Origin of the sequence: Bacillus sp. BK450, assembly GCF_004364885.1 — a bacterium.
Lineage (GTDB): Bacteria > Bacillota > Bacilli > Bacillales > Bacillaceae > Bacillus > Bacillus safensis.
Window position 1 is genome coordinate 66,632 of record NZ_SOBQ01000004.1, and the last position, 22,158, is coordinate 88,789.

Genomic DNA, 22,158 nt, shown 5'->3' on the forward strand with positions numbered 1-22,158 from the left:
CCTTTTGTTTGATCTTATTGGAACAACGCATCCATCAGCTCATCAAATGTGTTGGCTTGCTTGAGGGCGCGAATGCGGTCTGGATTGTCTAGTAAATCGACGGCCTGTTCAAAGAATTGGTTCATGCAGGTAGCGTCATCCTTATGAATCGCTAATAAAAAGACAATTGATACCTGGTCTCCCTGCCAGTCAATCGGCTGTTTTAAGTGTGCGATGGCTACAGAGGAGGTGCCTTCATTTGTGATGAGCGGGTGCGGCATTGCAATGCCGCTGCCAAGATAGGTAGACGACATTTGCTCCCGCTCAAGCACCGAGGGCCGAAAAGAAGACGATACTAGCTGATGCGCCTCTAAATGGCTGCATAATATATCTAATACCTCCTCCTTGCTGCTTAGATCAGCATTCATGAAAGTCAATCGCTCTTGAAAAAACGCCATCAGCTCTTTTGAGGGTGCCCCGTGTCCATTTAATAAATGAATGACTTCATTTACACGCTGTATATCATGATGTTCAAAAAAGGCGCTGACCTGAATGACTGGTTTCCCCTTTGATGTGAGAGGCACGGTTGTGATGATGACGTCACACGGCAAAGAGGAGCTCATGAGATAATCCTGATAGGAATAGAGCTCAACAATGTCAAGCTCGTGCTGAAAGGCTGCCTTCAATTTAATTTCAAGCAGTCTGGCCGTCCCTAGTCCAGACCCGCACACGATAATCGCTTTCTTTTTTTGCGATGTGTCGAGCTGACTTCTTTCAAATGAAGCAGCGATATGCAGGGCAACATATGCCGCTTCATCTTCATTTGGCGTCCGCACCAGCTGTAAGGCATTCAGCCCGCTGACAGCCAAATCAAACGGGTAAGGATAGGACGTTTTGATCTCATGCAAAAGCGGATTTTGTAATGATACGCCATATTGGATGCGATTTAATAACGGTTTCATATGAAGCATCAAGTCTTGCTGTAGGATGCTGTCATCAGCAAAACGATGACCGCTTATTTTTTCAATGTGCTGTAGAAAGACTGTAACCGCCTGCTGAACTTCCACTGTCGTCTGATGCTGGGCGGCTTCTTTCCACGTTTGATTCGCCAATAGATGCATGACTAAGTAATCTGTTTCATCCTCTGATAAGGTCACACAAAAAGTGTCACTCACCTGCTGTATGATTTTTTGTGCAATTCTCATCAAAACGGGTGATCTTTGTGTGCGGGCGGTACTTGCGGATATCCGCTGGTTTTTTCGTGTTTGCTGAATCGCAATGGCTAAGTGAATGACTAAATTTTTTAAGGCAATGTCTTTAATGAGCAATGACTCTTGATGCAGGTTCGTCAACACAATAGATCGAATGGTTTCAAGAGAAATATCAGGAAAATGGAGCTGCTCCCGCTCGGTGATATGAGAGAGAGCAGGCTCTTCTTCAAGAAGTAAGTCTGCATAGCACGTTCTTTTTTGCAGCTCATCTCCTTCAATCTTTAAGCCAAATCCAGGCTTTGATACAAGGGTCATGCCGTAACGGGCTAACAGCTCTCGTCCTTTTTTTAAATCGCTGCTGACCGTCATGCGGCTGATAAACAGTTCTTCAGCCAGCTGGTCAATTTTTAAGTAATCTGATTGAAGCAGCAGCTTTCTCATCATAAATCGTACACGCTCTTCTGGCATGACGGGGACAAGAGAGCGGGCAGGAAGCTTTTGCTGATGAAGCCAAAGTAAGAAAGCATCTTGGTCACTCGTTAAAAGAGTATATCCCTTCCCGCGAATCGTTTTAATCATGGCCCCAGTTTCCTTTAAATACTCATTTGCTTCCTTGATTAAATTGCGGATAGAGCGGTCAGATAAGCGAAAAGAGGCAGTGAGCTCCTCCAGCTTCACGAACCCCTTCGTTTCAAATAGCCGCTGAATCAGCTGATAGGTTCGAGGATCTGCCGTCATCATCATTGCGCGGCTCCTTGCGCCTGTAAGGCATCAGTTCCAAGAGCGATGGCGCCCATTAAACCAGATAGTCCATCAAAGGATGGTTTTGTGATAATTTCATGTAAAGGCTTTGGCAGCTGCAAATAGCCGTGAAGCCGTTTGTCTGTTTCATCAAGAATAAGCGGCAGCATAGCTGGCTGTTTCATCACGCCTCCACCTAGAATGATGCGTTCAGGTGAAAGGGTGAGCAGCAGGTTAGCAGTCATTTGCCCGAGATAGTAAGCATGAAGTGACCAGGCTGGATGATCCTCTGGCAGCATTTGTGCCAGTGTATGATAGCGTCCTTCTATGGCAGGACCAGATGCCAGTCCCTCTAAACAGTCATGATGTATAGGGCAGCAGCCTCCGTAGGTGTCATGAGGATGCCGCTGAACGGTGATATGACCCATTTCTGGATGCAGCAATCCGTGAATCAGGCGATGTTCAATATAGGCACCGCCGCCTATTCCAGTCCCAACAGTAATATAGACCAAGGAGGCAGGCTTTTCTGCTTCAGTTGAAAAACGGGCTTCTCCGAGTGCTGCACAGTTCACATCGGTATCAAGCTTCATCGGGATCCCGAGGGCTTGTTTTAAGGTAGAGAGGAAAGGGAATTGGCGCCAGGCTGTTTTTGGTGTGTCTAAAATCGTCCCATAGCTTAGGCTTTGCTCTTTCACATCGACAGGCCCGAATGCCCCAATTCCAATGGCATCGACACGATGCTTTGTAAAGTAATCGATCACTTGCCGGCATGTTTCAACTGGATTCCCTGTTGCAAAGGAAGTCATGTGTTCAATCGTTCCGTCTGTTGTTCCGTAGCCGCAGACAAATTTCGTTCCGCCTGCTTCAATGCCTCCAATTCGCATGATCAATGCCCTCCATTAAAGAGGGGCGGAATCCAATGGATCCCGCCCCTACATGTTCATTTTTTCTTTACAATGTAGGTTTGTACCTGACAAGGTGTAAGCGGTTCAATGTGTAATGATCCATGTTGTGCTTTGAGTATATGTCCTTCAGGTGTTTCTCCTAAATTCGCTGTTTCTCCGTGTTGTAGAGATGAACTATTGATTGAAGCGGCTGTTTGACGCGTTAAATATGGATTGAAGAGACGAATGACAATGCCTGTTCCATGCTCTTCTTTTTTCAGAGCGCTTAGAATGGCTCCATCTGTCTCGATGTCAAGCAGGCTATAAGTAGATTGTAAGTCTTCTTTTTCATCTCGGAAAGAGAAAATTAAACGACCGTTTAAAAAGTCTGCCCGCTCGTAGCATTGAACAGGGGTGGTGTACCGTTTGGCAAGCTGTGCCAAGTGTCCCTCGCTGACCGCGTCCTTGCTATAGTGCATTCCAAATGAGAATGACAATGCACCTTGCAGCTGAGCGTCAGGTGTATCAATAATTTTTTCCCCAGAGGCGCGTCCTGGACGGTAAAGCAGGTTTTCTTTCCCCATTTTTCCGAAACAGCGGAAGAGCGTATATGCAATCGTTGTATAGCCTTCTCCTGTGATCTGATATTCTCTCACGCAGTCGGTCAACAGAGCGGCACCATATGCTTCATCACGAAGTGCGACAAAGGATTGCATCGGTTCAATGGTGATCGGTTTTTCTTCCCAATGTTCATTGTTCCACCATTCTAGCTCTTGCGTCAGCTCTGTTGGGCGTTCGATTGTACCAAACTGTTGATCGCTCAGTGATACGTTTGATGCGATGCCTGTATCAAAAAGAACGCGCAGGCGATGATCTAACGCATGGTTGTCCACATCTACATGAAAACGGATGACAGCATCGTCTTTGTTTAATGCTATCTTCGCTGTGATCGGAAGTGAAGTCGCAGCCAATTGCTTAGAGCGCTCCTCTAGGTCGTAAGGGACAGTGAGCTGAAGCTTGATGGTCAGCTCTTGCTGCAGGCCGCTTTTAGCCACTGAGATGTCTGCTGATGAAAGATCCTTGGATGACACATACAGGTCCTCACGCGGGGGTGAATAGTTGTAAGAATCCCCATCGTCTCCGTTGTCTTCAAAGATCATTTGCTTAGAGAATGTCCGGCCAGTTTGTTTATCTGTGATGTCCAGTGATCCGTTGTCATTTGCCGCTATGCGGTAATACGTATTTTCAATTACGCGTCCTTCAGTTTGTTCCCATAGAGATTCGCTTGATTCATCAAAGACCATGCTCACTTGTGTATAGCCTACTGACGGTAAGTCGATGGCTTCAATCAGCAGCACGGCTTTCCATACTTGCTTTGGCATGTACACTTCTTTACTTGGGTTAAGAGAAATTTGCTGTGCCAGCACATAATCTGTGACATCGGTTTTGCTTTTCACTGTGTACTGAAGCGTTTGTCCATTTGCATCCTTTAACGTAAATGGACGTTCCGTGATAAAGGTTTCGACTTCAATGACTTCAGAACGCTTTGAAGGCAGGGTATTGAACAAGGTGAATGTGATTTCTTGCTCTGTTTGCAGTCGAATAGCGATGAGACGCATGTGTAAGTCCACAAGATTCTCGGCGATTTCCTTTGCCTGTTTGTAGCGGAAGAAGACATCTTGGTTTGTCGTGTCACTATTACAGCCGCCAATGCTGTCATGCGCTGCATTTTCAAACATGAGGTACCAAATATCGCGAACCGTATCATGCGGATAGTCGTGTCCGAGAGAATAGCTGATCGTTAGGATGGGCTCCATCACATTCACGAGATAGTTTTCAATTTGATTGTTTAAGATTTTTAAATCCGCTCGTGTTGAAAAAATAGATTTATGAATCCGCATATGCTTCGCATGAATGAGCTCTCCGTGTAATGTCTCAAAAGATGTCCGCTCTTTTTTCACTGCTGCAATATAATCTTCTAAACTGCTGATTTGATAGTGATGCTCGTCAAGTTCATTGGCTTTTTCTAATAAATCAGGCAGGTTTTTGCGGATCGGTGCTTGGTCAAAGCCATTCGGGAAATAGACATTCTTTGTGGTTGCCTTTGCTTGCAGTGCACCGATTTTTTCAGATAAAAAGGCTTGTAAGTCCTCATCCTTCTCAGGGATATTTCCACCGTAGTAGTAGCCGAATGGCAGATTCACAGCAAAGACTTCACTGCCGTCAGCACCGCGCCAATTGAATTCGGTATGGTTCGTCATATGGTCAGAAACGCCACGCCAAAATGCCGTATCGACAATGCCGAAGCCGCGATAAATTTGAGGCATTTGTGCGGATTGACCGAAGGAATCAGGGACATAGCCGACTTTCATCACGTGGCCGAACTGCTGACAGCGTTCAATCCCATATTGTAGGTTCCGCACAATCGATTCACCTGAAATGACGAGCTGGTCGGTTTGGGTATACCATGGGCCGATGATGAGACGTTTCGCAGTGACAAGCTTTTTGATTCGATTTTCATCCTCTGGCCGCCATTTCAGATAATCATCTAATAAGGAAGCCTGGGCATCGAGCATGAAGTAATGGAACCTTTCATCTGTTTCAAGGGTATCTAAGATGTCCATTACGCTTTTCATTAAGTAAATACGGGAGCGGGAGGTGGTGAAATACCATTCCCGGTCCCAGTGAGTATGTGGAATCACATGTACATTGACAGTCATTGATCAACGACACCTTTCTACGTTCAAATTATCCTTCTAGTACAAGGTCAAAATCGTCTTCTTCTTTCTGCTTTTGGTCATGTTCCGGCGTTTTTGGCTCTTTTTTCTCAGAGAAATTCACAAGCAGATTGGCGCCAATACCGATGACGAGTGCGCCAGTTAGAGCTCCGATTAAATAAGCCCACCAGTTTCCGACTGAGAAGAAGCCGTATAGCCCGCCAATTGGCGGCATGATGTCATGAACTCCTAATAATGCAGCGACCCCGCTTCCAACAGCACATGCCACAACATTGAGCGGAATCAATTTCAAAGGATTGACGAGGGTAAAAGGGATCGCCCCTTCCGTAATACCGATAATGCCCATGACAAGACCGCCTCGTCCTGCTTCTCTAAAGGTTGGTGAGAAGTTGCGTTTTCGAATCAATGTCGCAAGCCCGTATCCAAGCGGTGGAATGACAATCGCAATATTGACGAGAATGGCAGGGAGGTAGACACCTGATAGAAAGAGGGCGTTACCAGCCATCCACGCTGATTTATTCACCGGTCCGCCAAGATCGAAGCCAATCATCGCACCTAAAATGAGAGCGAGTGCGAGTGTGCTTGTTCCATCAGCGACCATACCTTTGATCCATTCAATTAATGCCGTGTTCAAAGCGCCTAATGGGCCGCCCAGAAGAACTGACATAAGAAGTCCGGTTAAGCCAACGGTAATAAGCGGCAGGATGAGCAGAGGGACGAGCCCAGCTGCAGAGCCTTGAATTTGAATTTTTCTTTTCACAAAAAGAGCAACATATCCTGCGAAGAAGCCTGCAATGACGGCACCAATAAATCCAGCATTTGTTGAGCTGGCGAGAGCACCGCCGATAAAGCCGGCTGCAAGACCTGATTTATCCGCAATCGAATAGGCGATAAATCCAGCGAGCAGAACGTTCATTAAGCCAATGCCTGTCCAGCCGACCTGCTCCATTAAATAGGCACCGTGCAGTATGCCGCCAGCATCCTTATAGGTGTTTAAATCTGAAACACCAAACCCTAACCCGACCAGTTTTGCTAAACCAACGATAAGTGAGGCACCGATGATTACAGGAAGAATATAAGAAATACCGGTCATGAGATGGCCTTCAATGACTTTTAATTTTGCTTTCATTTTCTTTGCTCCTTTCTATATGGCATTGCTCATGTTTATTGAGATTCAGACTTTTTCTTTTCAACAAGTGCTACAGCTTTAGTGATAATTTGCTCGGCATTTTTTAGGGCACGTCCGATTTCGACACGTACAGTGGGAATGCCTGAGAAGCGTTCCGCATCGTTGATATGCTGATTTGAGGCAATGATGCAGAGGTCTGCCTGCTGTGCTTCCTCTGCTGTAATGCCGTTGACCTGACCCATAATCCCCTGCTGTTCGATTTTGATCTCGTGTCCGAGCTGTTTACCTGCATTTTCTAACGCTTTGGCTGCCATTGGAGTATGAGCTAACCCTGCTGGACATGAAGTGACACCGACAATTTTCATTGTGTAATCCCCTCTTTCAATTGTTGTTCAATGACTTCGTAATAGTAATCAGCTGTTTGACCTGGTTGAATCTTCTCGATAAAAGCAGGTTCCATTAGACTGGTCGCAATACCTGACAGTAATTTCAGGTGTGTGACATTTGCTTCTTCTAGTGGAACGAGCAGTGTAAATAAATAGCTTGTGGGCAAATCATCGAAGCTTCCCCATTCAATGGGTTGTTCAAGTTCTAAAAAAAGAAGTGAAGCCGTTTGTACAGCGGAGCTTTTTGTATGTGGAATGGCAAAGCCTTGCTGAAGTCCTGTTGAGACTTCGTCTTCGCGTGTCAACAAATCTGCTAATAGCCCCGCCTGATTGTTAGTAATCTGAAGGTCTTCAGCTTTCTCGGAAATGTATTGTAAAATCTCATTCTTTGATCGTCCGTTTACTTGTGTGAAAACATGATCTTTTTGGAACAAGCTGATCCCTTCTCTCTTGTTTGTTAAGCGCTTACAAGTTGATTGTAATGTACTTTTCAGCATGGTTAAATAGCATCATTTTCCGTTTGAAATGGCAAAAAGTTTATGAAGCTATCCGTCTTGCTGACTGAATATCTCAAATCCTAGCTTAAAACGAGTTTAATTATGTAAAAAACAGATTCTACTATATGTATTTCTGTGATATTCTTCCAAGGTATCATAAAAGATAAGGGGGTCTTTTCATGTTCAAAAAGCAGGTCAAATCCTGTGTGATCGTACTCATGGCCATCATTCTATGTATGGCAGCATTACCTGGATACGAGGCAGCAGCTGCCAGTCATGGAACAAGTGTCAATGAAGCCATTGGGTTAAAAAATGGTGAAGTCATCTCAGGTACATTACAGAATGAAAAGGAAGAGTCGTGGTATGAAATCACGCCATCTGCACAAGAGGTGGCAAAACATACACACATGCAAATTTCTGTGAAAAGTAAACAAGTGCTGTCCGTATCGGTCTATCCAAGCAAGGACAGAGCGATGAAGGATGACACATATTCAAGATATCGCGTGGACACAGCGAGCGGAGAGACAGAGATCAACTTCCCGCATGCATGGTCAGGTCCCTATTATGTCAAAGTGCTCTATTTAGGGTCAGAGGAAGACAGCCGTGATGAGGAAGAGGATGCGGTATATACAATCGGATATAAAGGAGCTAATCTTCCGCCTTCTGAACCTGTTTTTCCTGAAGAAGATGAGCCTGAAATCATCATTATTGAGAAAAAGTACGGGCGTGAAATTCTTCAATCGATTCGTACAATCGAAGATAAACGATTCAATGAAACGGCAGAAGGTCGGAAGCTTTCGCGTCTGCTCCAAAAGACAAAGCCGTTTCTCAAATCAAAGCTCATCAAACATCAAAAAGAGCAGCAAAAGGTATACAACCATCTGCTCACATTAAAAACACTGCTAAGTGACGTAGAGAAAAATGGTGCATTTAGTGGTCATATCGTAACAGAAAAAGAACAACAGGCGATCGGCTCCCTTTTTGATATGCTCAAAGAAGCAAGTCCGGCATATTTAAAAAAGGAATTAGAAGCCGTCAGTCAAAAAATTGGCATCGATCAGCTTGAAGGAAAGTCAGTTGGTTATGTATTAGAGAAACAAAAGCTTGTAAAAGAAGAGAAGGTTAAAACGAATAAGATCATTTTTAAATTAAAGGATGGCCAAACACTTCAATCTGCGAAAAAGAAAATGAAAAGCTACGGCATCCAAGAAAACCGTGTGACATCACAGTCAGTTAGTCCTTTATTCAAAGGAATGTATGTCTATGATGTGCCAGCAGGGCAAGAATCAGCTGGAAAGACACTAAAAGCAGGCAAAGCGGTCATCAAAAGCACGGCAAGAAAGCTTTCCAGCATGCCGAATGTTGAATTTGCAGAGCCTGTTCAAACCTATCGTGCGCTAAGCAACGACGCGCAGTATGGTTATCAGTGGCCGCTGAAAAACAGTGCGCAAAACAGCGGGAAAAAAGGCGCTGACGTCAAATTTGAACAAATGAATACACTGATTGGCACAAGCAAAATGAAGCAAACATTAATTGCTGTTGTGGATACAGGTGTAGACAGCCGTTTGACAGATTTAAACGGGACTGTTCGTACAGACTTAGGTGCGAATCTCATTGGACGAAACAAAGATGCGATTGATGACAATGGACACGGTACGCATGTGGCAGGCATCATTGCCGCAAAATCCGATAATCATTACTCAATGGCAGGTCTCAATCAACATACGGGCATCATTCCGGTGAAGGTGCTGGATGCCTATGGCTTTGGCGATACAGAGCATATTGCACTTGGGATCAAGCATGCAGTGGACAAAGGCGCAAAGGTCATCAACATGAGCCTTGGCGGCTACTACAGCAGAGTGATTGAATATGCCATGAATTATGCTGCTCAAAGAAATGTACTAGTCGTCGTGGCAAGTGGAAATGATGGCGTACCAGAAATGGGCTACCCTGCGACGTCAAAATACGCAATGGCGGTTGGCGCAAGCAACCGTATGGATATTGCTGCTGAGTTCTCAAGCTATGGCAAAGGACTGAGCATGTCAGCACCAGGGTCGGATATTCCGAGCCTCATGCCTGATGGGAATGTCTCATACCTGAGCGGGACATCAATGGCGACACCATATGTGGCAGCAGCAGCAGGGTTACTGCTTTCTAAAAATCCATCCTTAAAGCCAAATCAAGTGAGAAATCTTTTGCAAAGTACAGCAGATGACATCTCATTTAAATCTATTGATGGAAAAGACGACGTTTTCTATGATGAAAACGAGGAGCCAATTGTCGATCCGAAAATCCCAGGAATTGATTGGATGACAGGACATGGCAGACTGAATGCATTTGCTGCATTAAGTGCTGTCGAATTGAATGCATCAGTGAACAAAGTGGAAGATCAGCATCAAAAGGTGACAGGTAAAGCAAAAGCCGGCGCTGCTATTTCTGTGTATAGAGGCAAAACGCTGCTTGGAAAAGGCACAGCAGGCAAAAAAGGAACCTTTAGTGTGAAGATCAAGCATCAGAACAAAAACAAGGTCCTTCACATTAAAATGTCAAAAGGAAAGGCTGCTACGACGCTCAAAACTGTCGTGAAGAAAGGCAAAGCACCAGCTAAGCCGAAAGTGAGTAAAGTAACAGTCAAAAGTAAAGCGGTCAAAGGGACTGCGGGTGCAGGCTTGACCATTAAAGTGAAAAACAAATCAAAGAAAGTCATCAAAACAGTCAAAACCAATAGCAAGGGTGCATTTACTGCCCAAATAAAACCACAGAAAGCCAAAACGGTTTTATATGTGACCGCTTCAGATGTGAGAAAAAGAGAAAGCAAAGCGGTAAAAGTGGTTGTGAAAAAATAAAAAAAGGACTTCCCTTTCTAAAAAAAGGGAAGTTTTTTTGTTTTTAACTGGAAAAATACCAATTAATGTCGATAGTAAAATAGTAGGAAAAAAAAGGAGGATTTATCGATGAAAAAAATCATGTTTGCTTTCGTTCTATCATTGCTTCTCGTATTCCCAAGCTTTGCACATGCTGAAGAAACAGGTGCAGTACCAGCATCAGTAGAAGTAACAAGTGTCACAGCAGCCGATAGTGGAATAGTGAATTACGGCTATGGCAGTAAATATCGCGTGGGTTCTTATTATCCAGCTACGTTTAAAGGGACACTAAAAGATGCAAGCGGAAACCTCATGCCTAATCAGCCGATCAAGCTTTATTTTGAAGCAGCCATCAAATCATATGCTCAAACAGCGACAGGCACAACAGATGAGAATGGACAGTTTTCACTGACGTTTCAAGTTCCTGCAGGTGCAGGCTACCAATCATACAATAATGCAGGCTGGTCAACACATTACTACGATATCGTTCCAGTGACGTTCACGTCAAACGACATCATACTATCTTCAAATGTCACAAGTGTGTACCATTTGGCATATACATCACGTTACTAATCTCATAGAAAAAAAGGATGTCATCAGGTGACATCCTTTTCTTTTTGTTAGCAAACCTGCTGGGCGGCAACCGAATGAGTCGATAAACAAACACTTTTACTAGCGATATCCTTTATTTGTCAATGAAAAAACCCTGATGTTTATACACCAGGTTTTTCTCGTTTTTTCTGAATCCAAGCTGTCACGTAATAGGCAGCATAGCAGAGCGCAATGAAAGGAATGCCGCAGATGAGGGCAATCCGCTGATTTGGGTCAAAGGCAATGCCGATGACAGATGCAAGACATAGGAGGAAGGCTGCAATCGGAACTACTGGATAGAGCGGTGTTCGAAAGGATAAATCATGAAGCTGTCCGCCTTCCTGTAAAAATCTTTTCCGGAACATCAACTGTGAGGCAGCAATCCCCATCCATACGACCACAACGGCCAGTCCAGAGATTGACACAAGGACAAGGTATACCGTTTCTGGTGCGATCACGCTCGATAGCAAAGAAAGAATACCACCGATCATACTTAAAATGAGTGCATTCAAAGGAATGCCTTTTGACGTCAGCTTCGCCAGTTTTTTAGGAAGTGTCCGTTCCTCAGAAAGCGACCAAAGCATACGAGATGATGCGTATAATCCTGAGTTTGCGGCAGATAAGATCGCGGTCAGGATGACAAAATTCATGAAATCTGCGGCATAAGGAATCCCGATACGGTCAAATACCACGACAAATGGGCTTTTGATCACCCCGGCTTCTTCTACTGGAATCAAGCCAGCCAACACAACGATCGTTCCAACGAAAAACAGGACGAGACGCAGGACGGTTGTGCGAATGGCTCTTGGAATGGTCTCGTCAGGATTGACGCTCTCACCCGCAGCAATCCCAATCAACTCTGTACCTGAAAAAGCAAAATTGACAGCAAGCATCGTCATTAAAATCGGTAAAAAGCCGTTTGGGAAAAGTCCGCCTTCGCCAGTGAAATTAGAAAAGAACGGAGCGGCCTCACCGCCCTTTAATGGGATCAAACCAAACATTGCAGCTCCGCCAAGAATAATAAAGAGAATAATAGCCATCACTTTAATACTGGAAAACCAAAACTCTGATTCTGCAAAAAACTTGACTGTAAATGCATTCAGTAAAAAGATGAGAAGAGCAAAAACGCCACTCCACATCCAAACCGAAGTGTCTGGAAACCAGCGCTGCATTAATAGTCCTGCCGCTGTAAATTCCGAACCGAGTGCCACTGTCCACGTCAGCCAGTATAGCCAAGCGACCGTATAGCCTGTACCAGGTCCAATGTATTTTGTTGCATACGTATGAAAAGCCCCTGTGACCGGCATTGCAACAGACAGCTCGCCTAAACAAAGCATCACGAGGTAGACAATTAAAGCCCCGACAAGATAGGCAAGAATGGTCCCCGCAGGTCCGGCCTGATTGATGGTATACCCAGAGCTTAAAAAGAGCCCTGTTCCAATGACGCCGCCTAGAGAAAGCATGAACAGGTGCCGGCTCGTCATTTTTCGTTGATATTGTTGTGACTGATCTTTTGCTTGTTCCATGTCTTCCCGCCCTTTTGCTTAGAAGTATGTGTGATGATTCATGATGCTATGATGTGGTTCGTTTTAAGATGTCATTGATATCTTCTGGGGTCGTCCGGCAGCAGCCGCCGATGATATGCGCGCCGTCTTTGTACCATTGATGCGCACATTCCCCAAAAGTAAGATGAGACGTATCTCCGTTCCATACCTTTTCTTCAGGATCATATATTTCACCTGAGTTTGGATATACCACAATCGGTTTGCTCGTTCCCTTTTTCATTTCTTGAATGAGAGAAGTAATAAATTGCGGCGGCGTACAGTTCACGCCGACAGCAGCGATTTGTTCATAAGGCTCAAGCGCCTGTACACATTCTCGTATAGAATCACCTTCACTAATGTGCAGGCCATCCTTTGCGCTGAATGTGATCCAAGCAGATGTCCCGCTGAATTCATCCTGCAGCAGCTTTGCAATGGCAGTTGCTTCAATCAGACAAGGGATCGTTTCGCATGCAAGAATATCTGCACCCGCTTCTACTAATGCCTGAATTCTTGGTCTGTGAAAATCGATGAGAGCCTGCTCTGAGAGTCCATAATTTCCTTTATATTCTGAACCATCAGACAAATAAGCGCCGAATGGCCCCACAGATCCAGCGACAAATGGTTTTGTCCGTCCTTCACGACGCGCTTCATCCTGCCAAAAAAGATCGCGTGCCTCTTTCGCTAAAGTGACAGAGCGTTTCATCAGTTCAAGCGCTTCTTCTTTTGTATAGCCTTTTTCAGCAAAGCCTTCAATCGTTGTTTGATAGCTGGCGGTTGTGGCACAGTCAGCACCTGCTTGGAAGTAGTCCAAGTGTACTTGCTGAATCAATTTTGGCTGTTCAATAAGTATTTTGGCTGACCATAAACGATCGTTTAAGTTACAGCCCTTTCGTTCAAGCTCTGTTGCTAATGCACCGTCTAAAATCAAAGGTGCGTGAGCCTGTAAACGGCTTTGAATAGGATTCATTGGAATCAAACAGCCTCCTTTTTAGATCGGAAATAATGGATATGATATGAGGCAGTAGTTTAAATGACTAAAGTGTTTTTGTCAAGGAGAGGAAAAAGCATCATAGGGCGGAAAAACCCTGAAAACATGCGGGTTTTGATGCATAAAAATGCAGTCAAAATAATAGAAAACCAAGTCATTGACAGCCTCTAAAAAGAGATATATATTATGGAAAGATTGATTTCAGAAAGCTTCATCAAAAGGCGCGCCGTCTTTTGATTTTTATGTTGTCCAACGACTGTCTTCTTTCGTGCAGAAAGAGGGTTTTTTATATGCTTAAAAAAGGAGGAAAGAAGAAATTGAAAAAATGTGTAAAAGATATAGCGATGATTCTAGTTGGTTCTTTTTTATTTGCCGCAGCAGTGAACATGTTTGTCATTCCGCTTGAATTTGGTGAAGGCGGTGTCACGGGGCTGTCCATCATTTTTTATTATTTGTTTGAAATAGCACCGTGGCTGACGAACCTTGTGTTGAATGCGATCTTATTAATTGTGGGATATAAATACTTGGACAAAAAGACCACGATTTATACGGTGGTTGCCGTTGCAAGTAACTCCCTATTTTTACACCTGACCACAACATGGGTCGTGAATGTACATGAATTGATCATTGGAGCGATTTTTGCAGGAATTATCATCGGAATTGGGATTGGTCTTGTGCTCAGAGCCGGTGGAACAACGGCGGGTTCAGCCATTCTCGGAAGAATTGCCAACAAGTATTTAGACTGGAACGTGAGCTATGCCATCTTGTTCTTTGATCTGATCGTTGTATTTGCTTCCTATTTTATTATTGGTGCGGAAAAATTAATGTTTACCATTGTGATGCTGTACGTGGCGACAAAGGTGATGGACTTTGTGATAGAAGGACTTAACACGAAAAAGGCAGTGACGATTATTTCTTCATGCAAAGATGATATTGCGGAAGAAATCAATCACACCCTGGACCGAGGCGTAACGATTTTAAACGGACGCGGTCATTATTCAAAGGAATCGAAGGAAATTCTGTACGCGGTCATACAAAAGCAGGAGCTCATGCGCCTTAAGAAAATTATTAAGAAAATAGATCGAGACGCATTCGTTGTTGTCCATGACGTACGCGATGTGTTCGGAGAAGGATTTGTAAATATATAAAAATGCAAAGACCCTAAAATGGGTCTTTTTTTATTCTCTATACCTCTTGTCACATAATACTATGTAATGTATAGTATAAAGAGTTAGGAGTTGTAAACATGAATGCACAATTAAAAAAAGGATTACTGGAATTTTGTGTACTGGCGGTATTAAAGAAAGGCGATTCCTATGGTTATCAAATCATTAAAGATATGTCCCATTGTATTGAGATTTCAGAATCGACATTGTATCCGATTTTAAAGCGTTTAGAGCAAAACAATTATGTGGAGACCTATTCCCAGGAACATAACAGTCGATTAAGAAAATACTACCGCATGACAGAAAGCGGGCGGGAGCATATGGCGCAGTTTTTAGAGGAATGGGATCAGGTGATGGCGATTTACGACTTTATTTCTGGAGGACAGGGCAATGAATAAAAAAGAATTTTTGAGCAGCCTAAAGAAGCATCTGCATCTTCTAGGCGACAAAGATAGTGATCGGTTTATCGAATACTACGATGAAATGATTGAGGATTATCAGGAAGATGGCTACAGTGAACAGGAAGCGGTTCATCAAGTCGGGCAGCCTGCTATGATCGCTGAAGGGATTATGAAGGAACAAGGAATAAAAACCGTTCAGGTGCCGACGTTTGGAGAAAAAGCCACAAGACTCTCCATTCTCATTTTAGGTTTTCCGTTATGGGGCAGTATTCTAGCAACAGTCTTTCTGCTGATTCTTTCTGTGTATATGGTGATTTGGTGCATTCCACTCGTGACAGGTACATTGACGCTTACTGGTCTGCTCGGCGGTTTTTGGAGTATCATTGGTTCTCCATTTATCTTTCAGGACGGTTTGCATGTGGTGGTGACGCAGATTGGCGTTGGTATTTTTCTATTAGGTGTCGGATTATTAAGCGGCATAGCCACGGCGTATTTGACAAAGCTATTTGTGCAAATAACTATTCAAACCACTAAGGCATTCATGGGAATGTTTAAAAAGAAGGTCGTGAGAGTATGAACTTGAATGATTTAAAAAAGCAATGCATCAAATGGGGGATCATCTTCACCGTTGCCGGAGGAATTGTCATGGCAATTGGTTTTGGCATATCAGGCTTTGATCTAGATGCATATCACAACAATGACCAGAGCAACGTGTTCCGCACCATCAATTGGAGTAAGCCATAATAAATGAAAAAAGACAAAGAGCTAAAATCAAGATCATTTTAGCCCTTTACCAACAGTCTTTAAACCCGCTTATGCGGGTCTTTTTTTCGCTCGGGCCACAAAGAAGAAATAACAGCAAAGTGCGCCTAGATCACAAAGCATGATGATCAGGCCCATTGGAAAGGCTGTTTGGCTTCCGGCTAGTCCGACAAGAGGTGTCATGCAAGCGCCTAGCAGCATTTGCGCCACACCGATCAGTGCAGCTGCACTTCCTGCATGTGCCCCGTGATGCTGCATCGCAAGAGACGGTGCAGAGGTGCCGACAATTCCAACACTTGAGACAACAAAAAACAGCGGAATCAGAATGCCGTACAATCCTGCATCAATCGAGATCATCAAAAATAAAGTGACTCCTCCTAATGCAGCTGTCAGCAATCCAATGCGAAGGACTTTCTCTTCGCCGATTTTCGCAGCGACTCGGGCAAATACTTGTCCAGCCGTGATGATTCCAAGACTATTTACCGCAAAGGCCGCACTAAATCCTTGTGGAGAAAGGTTGAAAATTTCCTGAAGCACAAACGGTGAACCAGAAATATAGGCAAACATCGCTGCGAATACAAGACCTTGTGAGAGAGCATATCCAACAAAGAGACGATCACTGGCTAAAATTTTCATCGCGCCTGCAATCTGTTGAAAGCCCCCGGTCTGTCTACGCTCTGCGGGTAAGCTTTCTTGCAGTGAAAAAATCGATCTCAGCAGCATCAATGCCCCGAGAATTCCGAGTAGTACAAATACACCCTGCCATGTCGTGAAGCGTAAAATCTGTCCGCCTGCAATAGGCGCGGCTGCCGGAGCAACCCCGTTGACTAACATCAGCAGTGCAAAGAATTTCGTCATTTCTGATCCTTCATAATGATCTCGGACAATGGCTCGTGCAATGACAATGCCAGCTGAACCAGCAAGTCCTTGAATCAATCTAAGAAGAATGAACGTCCAAATCGATGTGACCACTGTACAAAGAAGGGATGCAACAATAAAGATGACCAAACCAATCATCAGCGGCTTTCTTCTGCCGATCGTATCGCTGATCGGACCTGCAATCAGCTGGCCAAGCGCCAGTCCAATGAGACAAGCCATCAGACTTAATTGAGACAACGCCGTGCTCGCCTCAAAATCACGAGCAATATGAGGCAAAGCAGGTAAATACATATCCATTGCCAGCGGAGCAAGGGCTGTTAAAGATCCGAGCAATGCGGCTAGGAGAAATCGACTTTTTTTCGATTCTTGGGGATAAGATAAAGAACTCATATGATGACAACACTCCTCGTATACTTCCTCAACACAGCATAATGAATCAAGCGTTCCTTTTCAATGAAAAATTTTCAAAGATGATTCCGTGCAAAATGATTGATCTTTCGAATGAGACTCTTTACATTGAATGAGTAGAGAAAAGAGTAAGGTGATCGCATGCAGTGATTGTATGATGCGTATACCCACTAATAGAGAGCAGGAGGTGCTGACATGAAGCAGCAAGAGCTGATCATTCGTCAAGCAGTCAAAGAAGATCATGAGGCCATCACACGCGTGCTGATCAAATCCTATGCACAGTATGAGCCTCAATTTACAGAGGAAGGCTGGCAAAATTATTCTGCCGCGCTTGCAGCAGCTGTAGATAATCCGAACATGGAGCTGATGCTTGTGGCGGAGCTTGACGGCAAGGTCGTGGGGACGCTTCAAATGTTCCGGTCATCAGAGCAAGCATATGACAAACCTGAAATGGGCATTACATCAGCCATCGTCCGGTTTTTAGGAGTAGATCCCGATGTGAGGGGAAAAGGCATTGCAGAATCATTGCTGCGTAAAAGTATTGAACTGACGAAATCATGGGGCGAAAATGTCCTGTATCTTCATACATCTGATAAAATGCAGGCTGCCATTCGCCTATATGAAAGAATGGGCTTTGAGCGTGCGCTTGATAAAGAATTTGTGAACCAAAATGGGACACATGTCAAGAGCTATCAATATGTGATCAAGAAAGAACAGCCGGCAGGTTCATAGTATAACGTGCAGCAAAAGGAAGAGCTTACCTCCATGGACAGCTCTTCCTTTTTTCAATTTACGCCCACAGTGCCAGCGCCCAATAGGATACCACCCACGAGATGAAACCGAACATGACAAAGAATTTTAACATGCGCTCATAAGGAGACAGCTTTCGTTCTTTCTTCGTTTTCACCAGCTGCCAATAAAGGACATAGCCGCAAATCATGAGGATGATTTGTCCAATTTGTGTAAAGTTTTCAAGAATCGTGATTCCGTTCATTTATTTCACCTCATCATAGGTCTTCCATAAGTAAATGAGGCAATCCTTTATTTCTTCAGAAAAAATCGGTGTATACTGGAAAGAAACGAGATGTTTAGAGGGAGTTGTGACATGTTGTTTTCGCTGCATGCGGATCGTTGGGATGAAGTCATCGAGAGAAAAATCAAATACGATCAAAAAGTTGTGGAACATACCTGTCAGCTGTTAGACACAAAGGAGCAGCAGGTTGTACTGTTTCACAAGATTGAAGACCCGTTTACGATGAGGGCGGGTGATGGTTTTCTGACCATTCCAAAAGGGAGCTATACGACCGCCTATTATTGGAAGGATCGTCCTTACAACATATATTTCTGGAGAGATGATCAAGGGAAGGAACTAGGATCTTATTTTAATATTGTGAGAGATACACAGTTCAACGGGCAGCTGGTCATGTTTGAAGACCTCATTATTGATCTTCTCGTTCTTCCGAATGGTGATGTCTTTGTGCTGGATGAAGATGAATTGCCGGAGAGTTTAGCGGATTTTGAACACGGTACAGTACGGCGGGCATTAGAGAGCGTGACGGCTTCGTTAGAAAGCATTCTCGATCAAGTGAGGGCAGATGCCGAAGGGAAATATCATCACAGCTTGTTTGAGCCAATGTTGAAATAGAAAAAAACGATTCCTCGCTGAAAGGAATCGTTTTTTCTGTTAAACCTTAATACGGTTTAATCGTTTTTGTAAATTGGTTTTTGTTTTGGAGGCTTTTAGCTGTTTGACAGCGCTTTGAGCCGCTGCTTTTGTTTTCTTTGTTCGTTTGGCTTCCGCTTTTTTGACCTTTTGTTTAGCGTCCGTCACTTTCTTTTGATAAGCGACTTGTTTTTTGACCTTGTCGAGCCGGTTTTGCAGGCTTGTTTTTTCTTTGCCTTTATTTAGTTTTTTGATGGCCGTTTGAGCACTTTTTATAGCGCCCTGTGTTTTGTTTTTTTCGGCTGTTTTGACCTTTGCACGTGCCGAGCGGATATCAATGGCTGCTTGGACTTTCTTCACCCGTTCTGTGAGTGCTGTTTTTTGCTTGCTTGCAGTGAGCCTGCCAATTCTTGTTTTGGCTTGATTGACATCTGCCTGCTTTTTAGATGTTTCGGCTGTTTTGACAGCACTGGTCGCTGCCTTTAAAAAGGTGGATTGCGGCACATATTGCACGCGGCCATAGCCGAATTGTGGATCCTTTCCTTTTGCGCCAAGATCCACTGTATAGCTGCGCAATAAAGTGCGAAGCTGTGCATTTGTTTTCTTCGGATGAAGCTGCTTTAACAGTGCCAGCATTCCTGTGACATGCGGCGTGGCTTGTGATGTACCCGTTGCATACCAATATTCATTTTTTAAATAAGTACTGATGACGTTCTCGCCAGGAGCAGAAAATTCAATCCCTTTCCCTGTATTTGAGATAGACGAAAGTTTGTCTTTGTCAGTCGTTGCAGAAACGGCAATGACGCTATTGTAAGCGGCTGGATAGCTAATATGATTCTTTTTCCCATCATTTCCGCTTGCAGCAACCACGAGCAGTCCTTTTTTATATGCTTCATCTACTGCTGAATGCAAGATTGGGATATTGTCTTCAAAGCCTAAACTTAAATTAATAATGTCCATCTTGTTGGTAATCGCCCAATCGATGCCTCGAAGCAGACTATATAGGTCGCCTTCTCCCTTTTTATCTAACACTTTCACAGCATACAGCTTCACACCAGAAGCGACGCCGACTGTTCCATAATCGTTATTAAGCGCACCAATCGTGCCGGCGACATGTGTGCCATGTCCTTCATCATCTTTATAAGAGGATGTGTAGTTCACGAATGATTTACCGCCGGATACCTTTAAATCCTCGTGTGAGAAAATACCAGTATCTAAAACGGCTACTTTTACATTTTTACCAGTGACGCCTTCTTTTATTGCTTGCTTTATATTTAGTTTTTGCAGATTGTAAGATTTTTGTACCAATGCATCCTGATTAGTAGCAGCGGCTGTTTTCTTCACAGTAGAAGCCGCGAGTTTGACCTTTACGTTTTTTGAGACGTAAGCGATGTTTGGGTCTTTTTTGAGTGAGGTGACCGCTTGTTCATCTGCTGTCACAGCGACAGCCGGAAGATGTATGTACTGTGCGTTCACTTTCTCACTTTCCTCAATAGCTGTTTGTTTTCCTTTTTGATTTTTATAGACGATGATGACATCTGTTTCTTTTGGCGGTGCAGCTGCCTGCGAATGGAAGGGCAAAGCAGTTGTCAACGCAAGAAGAAACGCAATGACGATAAGTAATTTCTTTTTCAATGCGTGGCTCCTCTCATCCGATGACCTCGGTCTTTTTTTCTCTATTATATCGGAGAAAGCAGAGGGATGGGATAGTAGAATTGTCGTCTTGTTCAGAAAGTTATTTTTACAAGTAACCTGAAATTGAAATTCATAGAATTCTAGTAGACAATAGAGACATCATGATAAGAGAAAGAAGGACATGCTGATGAACGTAAAAGAGTATATGACGTATGATGCGACTGGCTTGGCAGCACTTGTGCGGAATAAGCAGGTAACGCCCGAGGAGCTTATGCAGGCGGCATTTAATAGATTGAATGAGGTCAATCCAGAACTAAACGCTGTGATACGGACAAGACAAGAACAAGTTTTAAAAGACATCAAGGAATTACATGAGTATCAGCCATTTGCGGGCATTCCGTTTGTGCTGAAAAATATATCACAAGGGATTAAAAATGAACCGCTGACAGCAGGAGCTTTGCTGTTAAAGGATGTAAAAGCAAATTCGGATTCGCACTTTGTTGATCGGTTGAAGCAGGCTGGTTTTCTCATGATCGGACATACAAATACACCGGAATTCGGTTTAAGAAATGTGACGGAGCCTGCGTTACATGGTCCAACGAGAAATCCTTGGAATACGGACTATTCTCCGGGAGGCTCAAGCGGCGGTACAGCAGCAGCTGTTGCAAGCGGCATTGTACCTGCTGGCGGAGCAAGTGATGGCGGTGGTTCCATCCGGATTCCAGCATCCTTTACCGGTTTGTTCGGCCTTAAGCCTACGCGGGGAAGAACGCCAGTAGGCCCAGGCGCAGGAAGGCAGTGGCAAGGGGCTTCCATTGACTTTACACTCACAAAAACAGTGCGGGACAGTGCAGCCCTTCTTGATCTTCTTCAAGTCATTCAGCCTGAAGCTGCTTTCCAAACCCCATTATACGATGGCAGTTACCAAGAGGATCTGGTGAAACGTACATCTTCTATGCGAATTGCTTACAGCGTAGAATCTCCAGTTGGCACGAAGGTCAGTGAGGAGGCGAAGCAGGCGGTTCAGCAAACAGTGAAATGGCTGAGTGAGCAAGGTCATCAAGTAGAGGAAGCCAAACCGGAAATTGATGGGATTCATCTCATGCAGCAATATTACGTGATGAACAGCGGAGAAATGTCTGCGTTATTCACTTCCTTGGCTCGTTCGTTAGGGCGTCCAGTAAAGCCGGAGGAAACGGACATCGTGGCATGGGTGCTGGCGGAGGCTGGCAAGAATGTGACCGCTGCTGCTTATACAGAAAGTCTTGATGCGTGGGATCGGGCTGCTGCACAAATGGCAACATTTCATCAAACCTACGATCTCTATGTGACACCAGCTACTGCCTATTCAGCTCCAAAGGTTGGTGAGCTTATGCATTCAGATCAGGAAACAGCCGCACTTTTACGTGTGTCATCTCTTTCCATGCAAGCACAGCAGGATCTTATTTATGACATGTTCCTCAAGAGCTTGACCTACACCCCATTTACACAGCTTGCCAACTTAACAGGTCAGCCATCAATGAGTGTTCCTGTTCATCTGACTAGCGCGGGCATGCCTTTAGGGGTACAAGTGACAGCACCTAAAGGAAAAGAGGACTGGCTGCTCAGGCTTGCGGCGGAAATGGAGATATCCTCAATTTGGAAAGGAATTAGTCAATTAAATCAATAACGCATGATAAGCGACTTTGGTCT

At 44.2% G+C, this 22,158-nt stretch carries 20 protein-coding genes; 9 read left to right on the forward strand and 11 right to left on the reverse strand.

Annotation, left to right across the window (positions count from 1 at the left end):
- Positions 1-14 precede the first annotated feature (14 nt).
- From EV579_RS14620 to EV579_RS14645, 6 genes are read right to left on the reverse strand one after another with little or no spacing between them, the layout of a single operon-like run.
- Positions 15-1,934 (reverse strand): BglG family transcription antiterminator, encoded by a 1,920-nt coding sequence (locus EV579_RS14620; protein ID WP_133744696.1) that lies wholly within the window; start codon positions 1,932-1,934, stop codon positions 15-17.
- Positions 1,931-2,815, reverse strand: a complete 885-nt coding sequence (locus EV579_RS14625; RefSeq protein ID WP_024424403.1) for an ROK family protein — start codon at positions 2,813-2,815, stop codon at positions 1,931-1,933. Before EV579_RS14625 ends, EV579_RS14620 begins: the two co-directional genes overlap by 4 nt.
- Positions 2,816-2,871: 56 nt before the next feature.
- Complete coding sequence (gene mngB / locus EV579_RS14630) at positions 2,872-5,535, reverse strand: mannosylglycerate hydrolase (RefSeq protein WP_133744697.1); 2,664 nt, start codon at positions 5,533-5,535, stop codon at positions 2,872-2,874.
- 28 nt (positions 5,536-5,563) lie between these two features.
- The gene (locus EV579_RS14635) at positions 5,564-6,682 is read right to left on the reverse strand and encodes a PTS fructose transporter subunit IIC (RefSeq protein WP_024424401.1); all 1,119 of its coding nucleotides are present in this window, start codon (positions 6,680-6,682) and stop codon (positions 5,564-5,566) included.
- 35 nt (positions 6,683-6,717) lie between these two features.
- Positions 6,718-7,047, reverse strand: a complete 330-nt coding sequence (locus tag EV579_RS14640; protein ID WP_024424400.1) for a PTS fructose transporter subunit IIB — start codon at positions 7,045-7,047, stop codon at positions 6,718-6,720.
- Positions 7,044-7,565, reverse strand: coding sequence for a PTS sugar transporter subunit IIA (locus tag EV579_RS14645; RefSeq protein WP_226340863.1), 522 nt, complete (start codon positions 7,563-7,565; stop codon positions 7,044-7,046). The genes EV579_RS14640 and EV579_RS14645 overlap by 4 nt, the downstream gene beginning before the upstream one ends.
- A gap of 179 nt (positions 7,566-7,744) precedes the next feature.
- Here EV579_RS14645 and EV579_RS14650 point away from each other — a divergent pair, with 179 nt between their 5' ends.
- Positions 7,745-10,411, forward strand: coding sequence for a S8 family peptidase (locus EV579_RS14650; protein ID WP_133744698.1), 2,667 nt, complete (start codon positions 7,745-7,747; stop codon positions 10,409-10,411).
- A gap of 108 nt (positions 10,412-10,519) precedes the next feature.
- A complete protein-coding gene (locus EV579_RS14655) occupies positions 10,520-11,002 on the forward strand; it encodes an Ig-like domain-containing protein (protein WP_133744699.1) in 483 nt (160 codons plus the stop codon).
- A gap of 140 nt (positions 11,003-11,142) precedes the next feature.
- Here the strand turns inward: EV579_RS14655 and mmuP are convergent, their stop codons facing one another.
- Positions 11,143-12,546 carry an S-methylmethionine permease gene (gene mmuP / locus EV579_RS14660; protein WP_133744700.1) on the reverse strand — a complete coding sequence of 468 codons (1,404 nt, stop codon included), beginning with the start codon at positions 12,544-12,546 and terminating at the stop codon, positions 11,143-11,145.
- A 46-nt stretch (positions 12,547-12,592) separates the two neighbouring features.
- Positions 12,593-13,531, reverse strand: a complete 939-nt coding sequence (gene mmuM / locus EV579_RS14665; protein ID WP_133744701.1) for a homocysteine S-methyltransferase — start codon at positions 13,529-13,531, stop codon at positions 12,593-12,595.
- Positions 13,532-13,869: 338 nt separating this feature from the next.
- Between mmuM and EV579_RS14670 the strand changes: the two genes are divergently transcribed.
- The 4 genes from EV579_RS14670 (at position 13,870) to EV579_RS19035 (ending at position 15,863) form a co-directional block, all read left to right on the forward strand.
- Positions 13,870-14,700, forward strand: a complete 831-nt coding sequence (locus EV579_RS14670; RefSeq protein WP_243837428.1) for a YitT family protein — start codon at positions 13,870-13,872, stop codon at positions 14,698-14,700.
- A gap of 98 nt (positions 14,701-14,798) precedes the next feature.
- Positions 14,799-15,116 carry a PadR family transcriptional regulator gene (locus EV579_RS14675; protein ID WP_024424392.1) on the forward strand — a complete coding sequence of 106 codons (318 nt, stop codon included), beginning with the start codon at positions 14,799-14,801 and terminating at the stop codon, positions 15,114-15,116.
- Positions 15,109-15,696, forward strand: coding sequence for a DUF1700 domain-containing protein (locus tag EV579_RS14680; protein WP_024424391.1), 588 nt, complete (start codon positions 15,109-15,111; stop codon positions 15,694-15,696). Before EV579_RS14675 ends, EV579_RS14680 begins: the two co-directional genes overlap by 8 nt.
- The gene (locus EV579_RS19035) at positions 15,693-15,863 is read left to right on the forward strand and encodes a hypothetical protein (RefSeq protein WP_166644703.1); all 171 of its coding nucleotides are present in this window, start codon (positions 15,693-15,695) and stop codon (positions 15,861-15,863) included. Before EV579_RS14680 ends, EV579_RS19035 begins: the two co-directional genes overlap by 4 nt.
- A gap of 69 nt (positions 15,864-15,932) precedes the next feature.
- On the opposite strand, the gene EV579_RS14685 is transcribed toward EV579_RS19035, so the two are convergent.
- The gene (locus EV579_RS14685; protein ID WP_044333487.1) at positions 15,933-17,150 is read right to left on the reverse strand and encodes a multidrug effflux MFS transporter; all 1,218 of its coding nucleotides are present in this window, start codon (positions 17,148-17,150) and stop codon (positions 15,933-15,935) included.
- A gap of 213 nt (positions 17,151-17,363) precedes the next feature.
- On the opposite strand from EV579_RS14685, the gene EV579_RS14690 reads away from it, so the two are divergent.
- Entirely contained in the window at positions 17,364-17,900 is a 537-nt protein-coding gene (locus EV579_RS14690; protein ID WP_133744703.1) for a GNAT family N-acetyltransferase, read from the forward strand.
- Positions 17,901-17,958: 58 nt separating this feature from the next.
- Here EV579_RS14690 and EV579_RS14695 read toward each other — a convergent pair whose 3' ends face one another.
- Complete coding sequence (locus EV579_RS14695; protein WP_044333490.1) at positions 17,959-18,162, reverse strand: hypothetical protein; 204 nt, start codon at positions 18,160-18,162, stop codon at positions 17,959-17,961.
- Between the two features lie 111 nt (positions 18,163-18,273).
- Between EV579_RS14695 and EV579_RS14700 the strand changes: the two genes are divergently transcribed.
- Positions 18,274-18,813 (forward strand): ribonuclease FAU-1 family protein, encoded by a 540-nt coding sequence (locus tag EV579_RS14700; protein WP_200891451.1) that lies wholly within the window; start codon positions 18,274-18,276, stop codon positions 18,811-18,813.
- Between the two features lie 39 nt (positions 18,814-18,852).
- Here EV579_RS14700 and EV579_RS14705 read toward each other — a convergent pair whose 3' ends face one another.
- On the reverse strand, positions 18,853-20,466 hold the full coding sequence (locus EV579_RS14705) for a S8 family peptidase (RefSeq protein WP_044333492.1): 1,614 nt from the start codon (positions 20,464-20,466) through the stop codon (positions 18,853-18,855).
- A 187-nt stretch (positions 20,467-20,653) separates the two neighbouring features.
- Here EV579_RS14705 and EV579_RS14710 point away from each other — a divergent pair, with 187 nt between their 5' ends.
- Complete coding sequence (locus tag EV579_RS14710; RefSeq protein ID WP_208300742.1) at positions 20,654-22,135, forward strand: amidase; 1,482 nt, start codon at positions 20,654-20,656, stop codon at positions 22,133-22,135.
- Positions 22,136-22,158 lie beyond the last annotated feature (23 nt).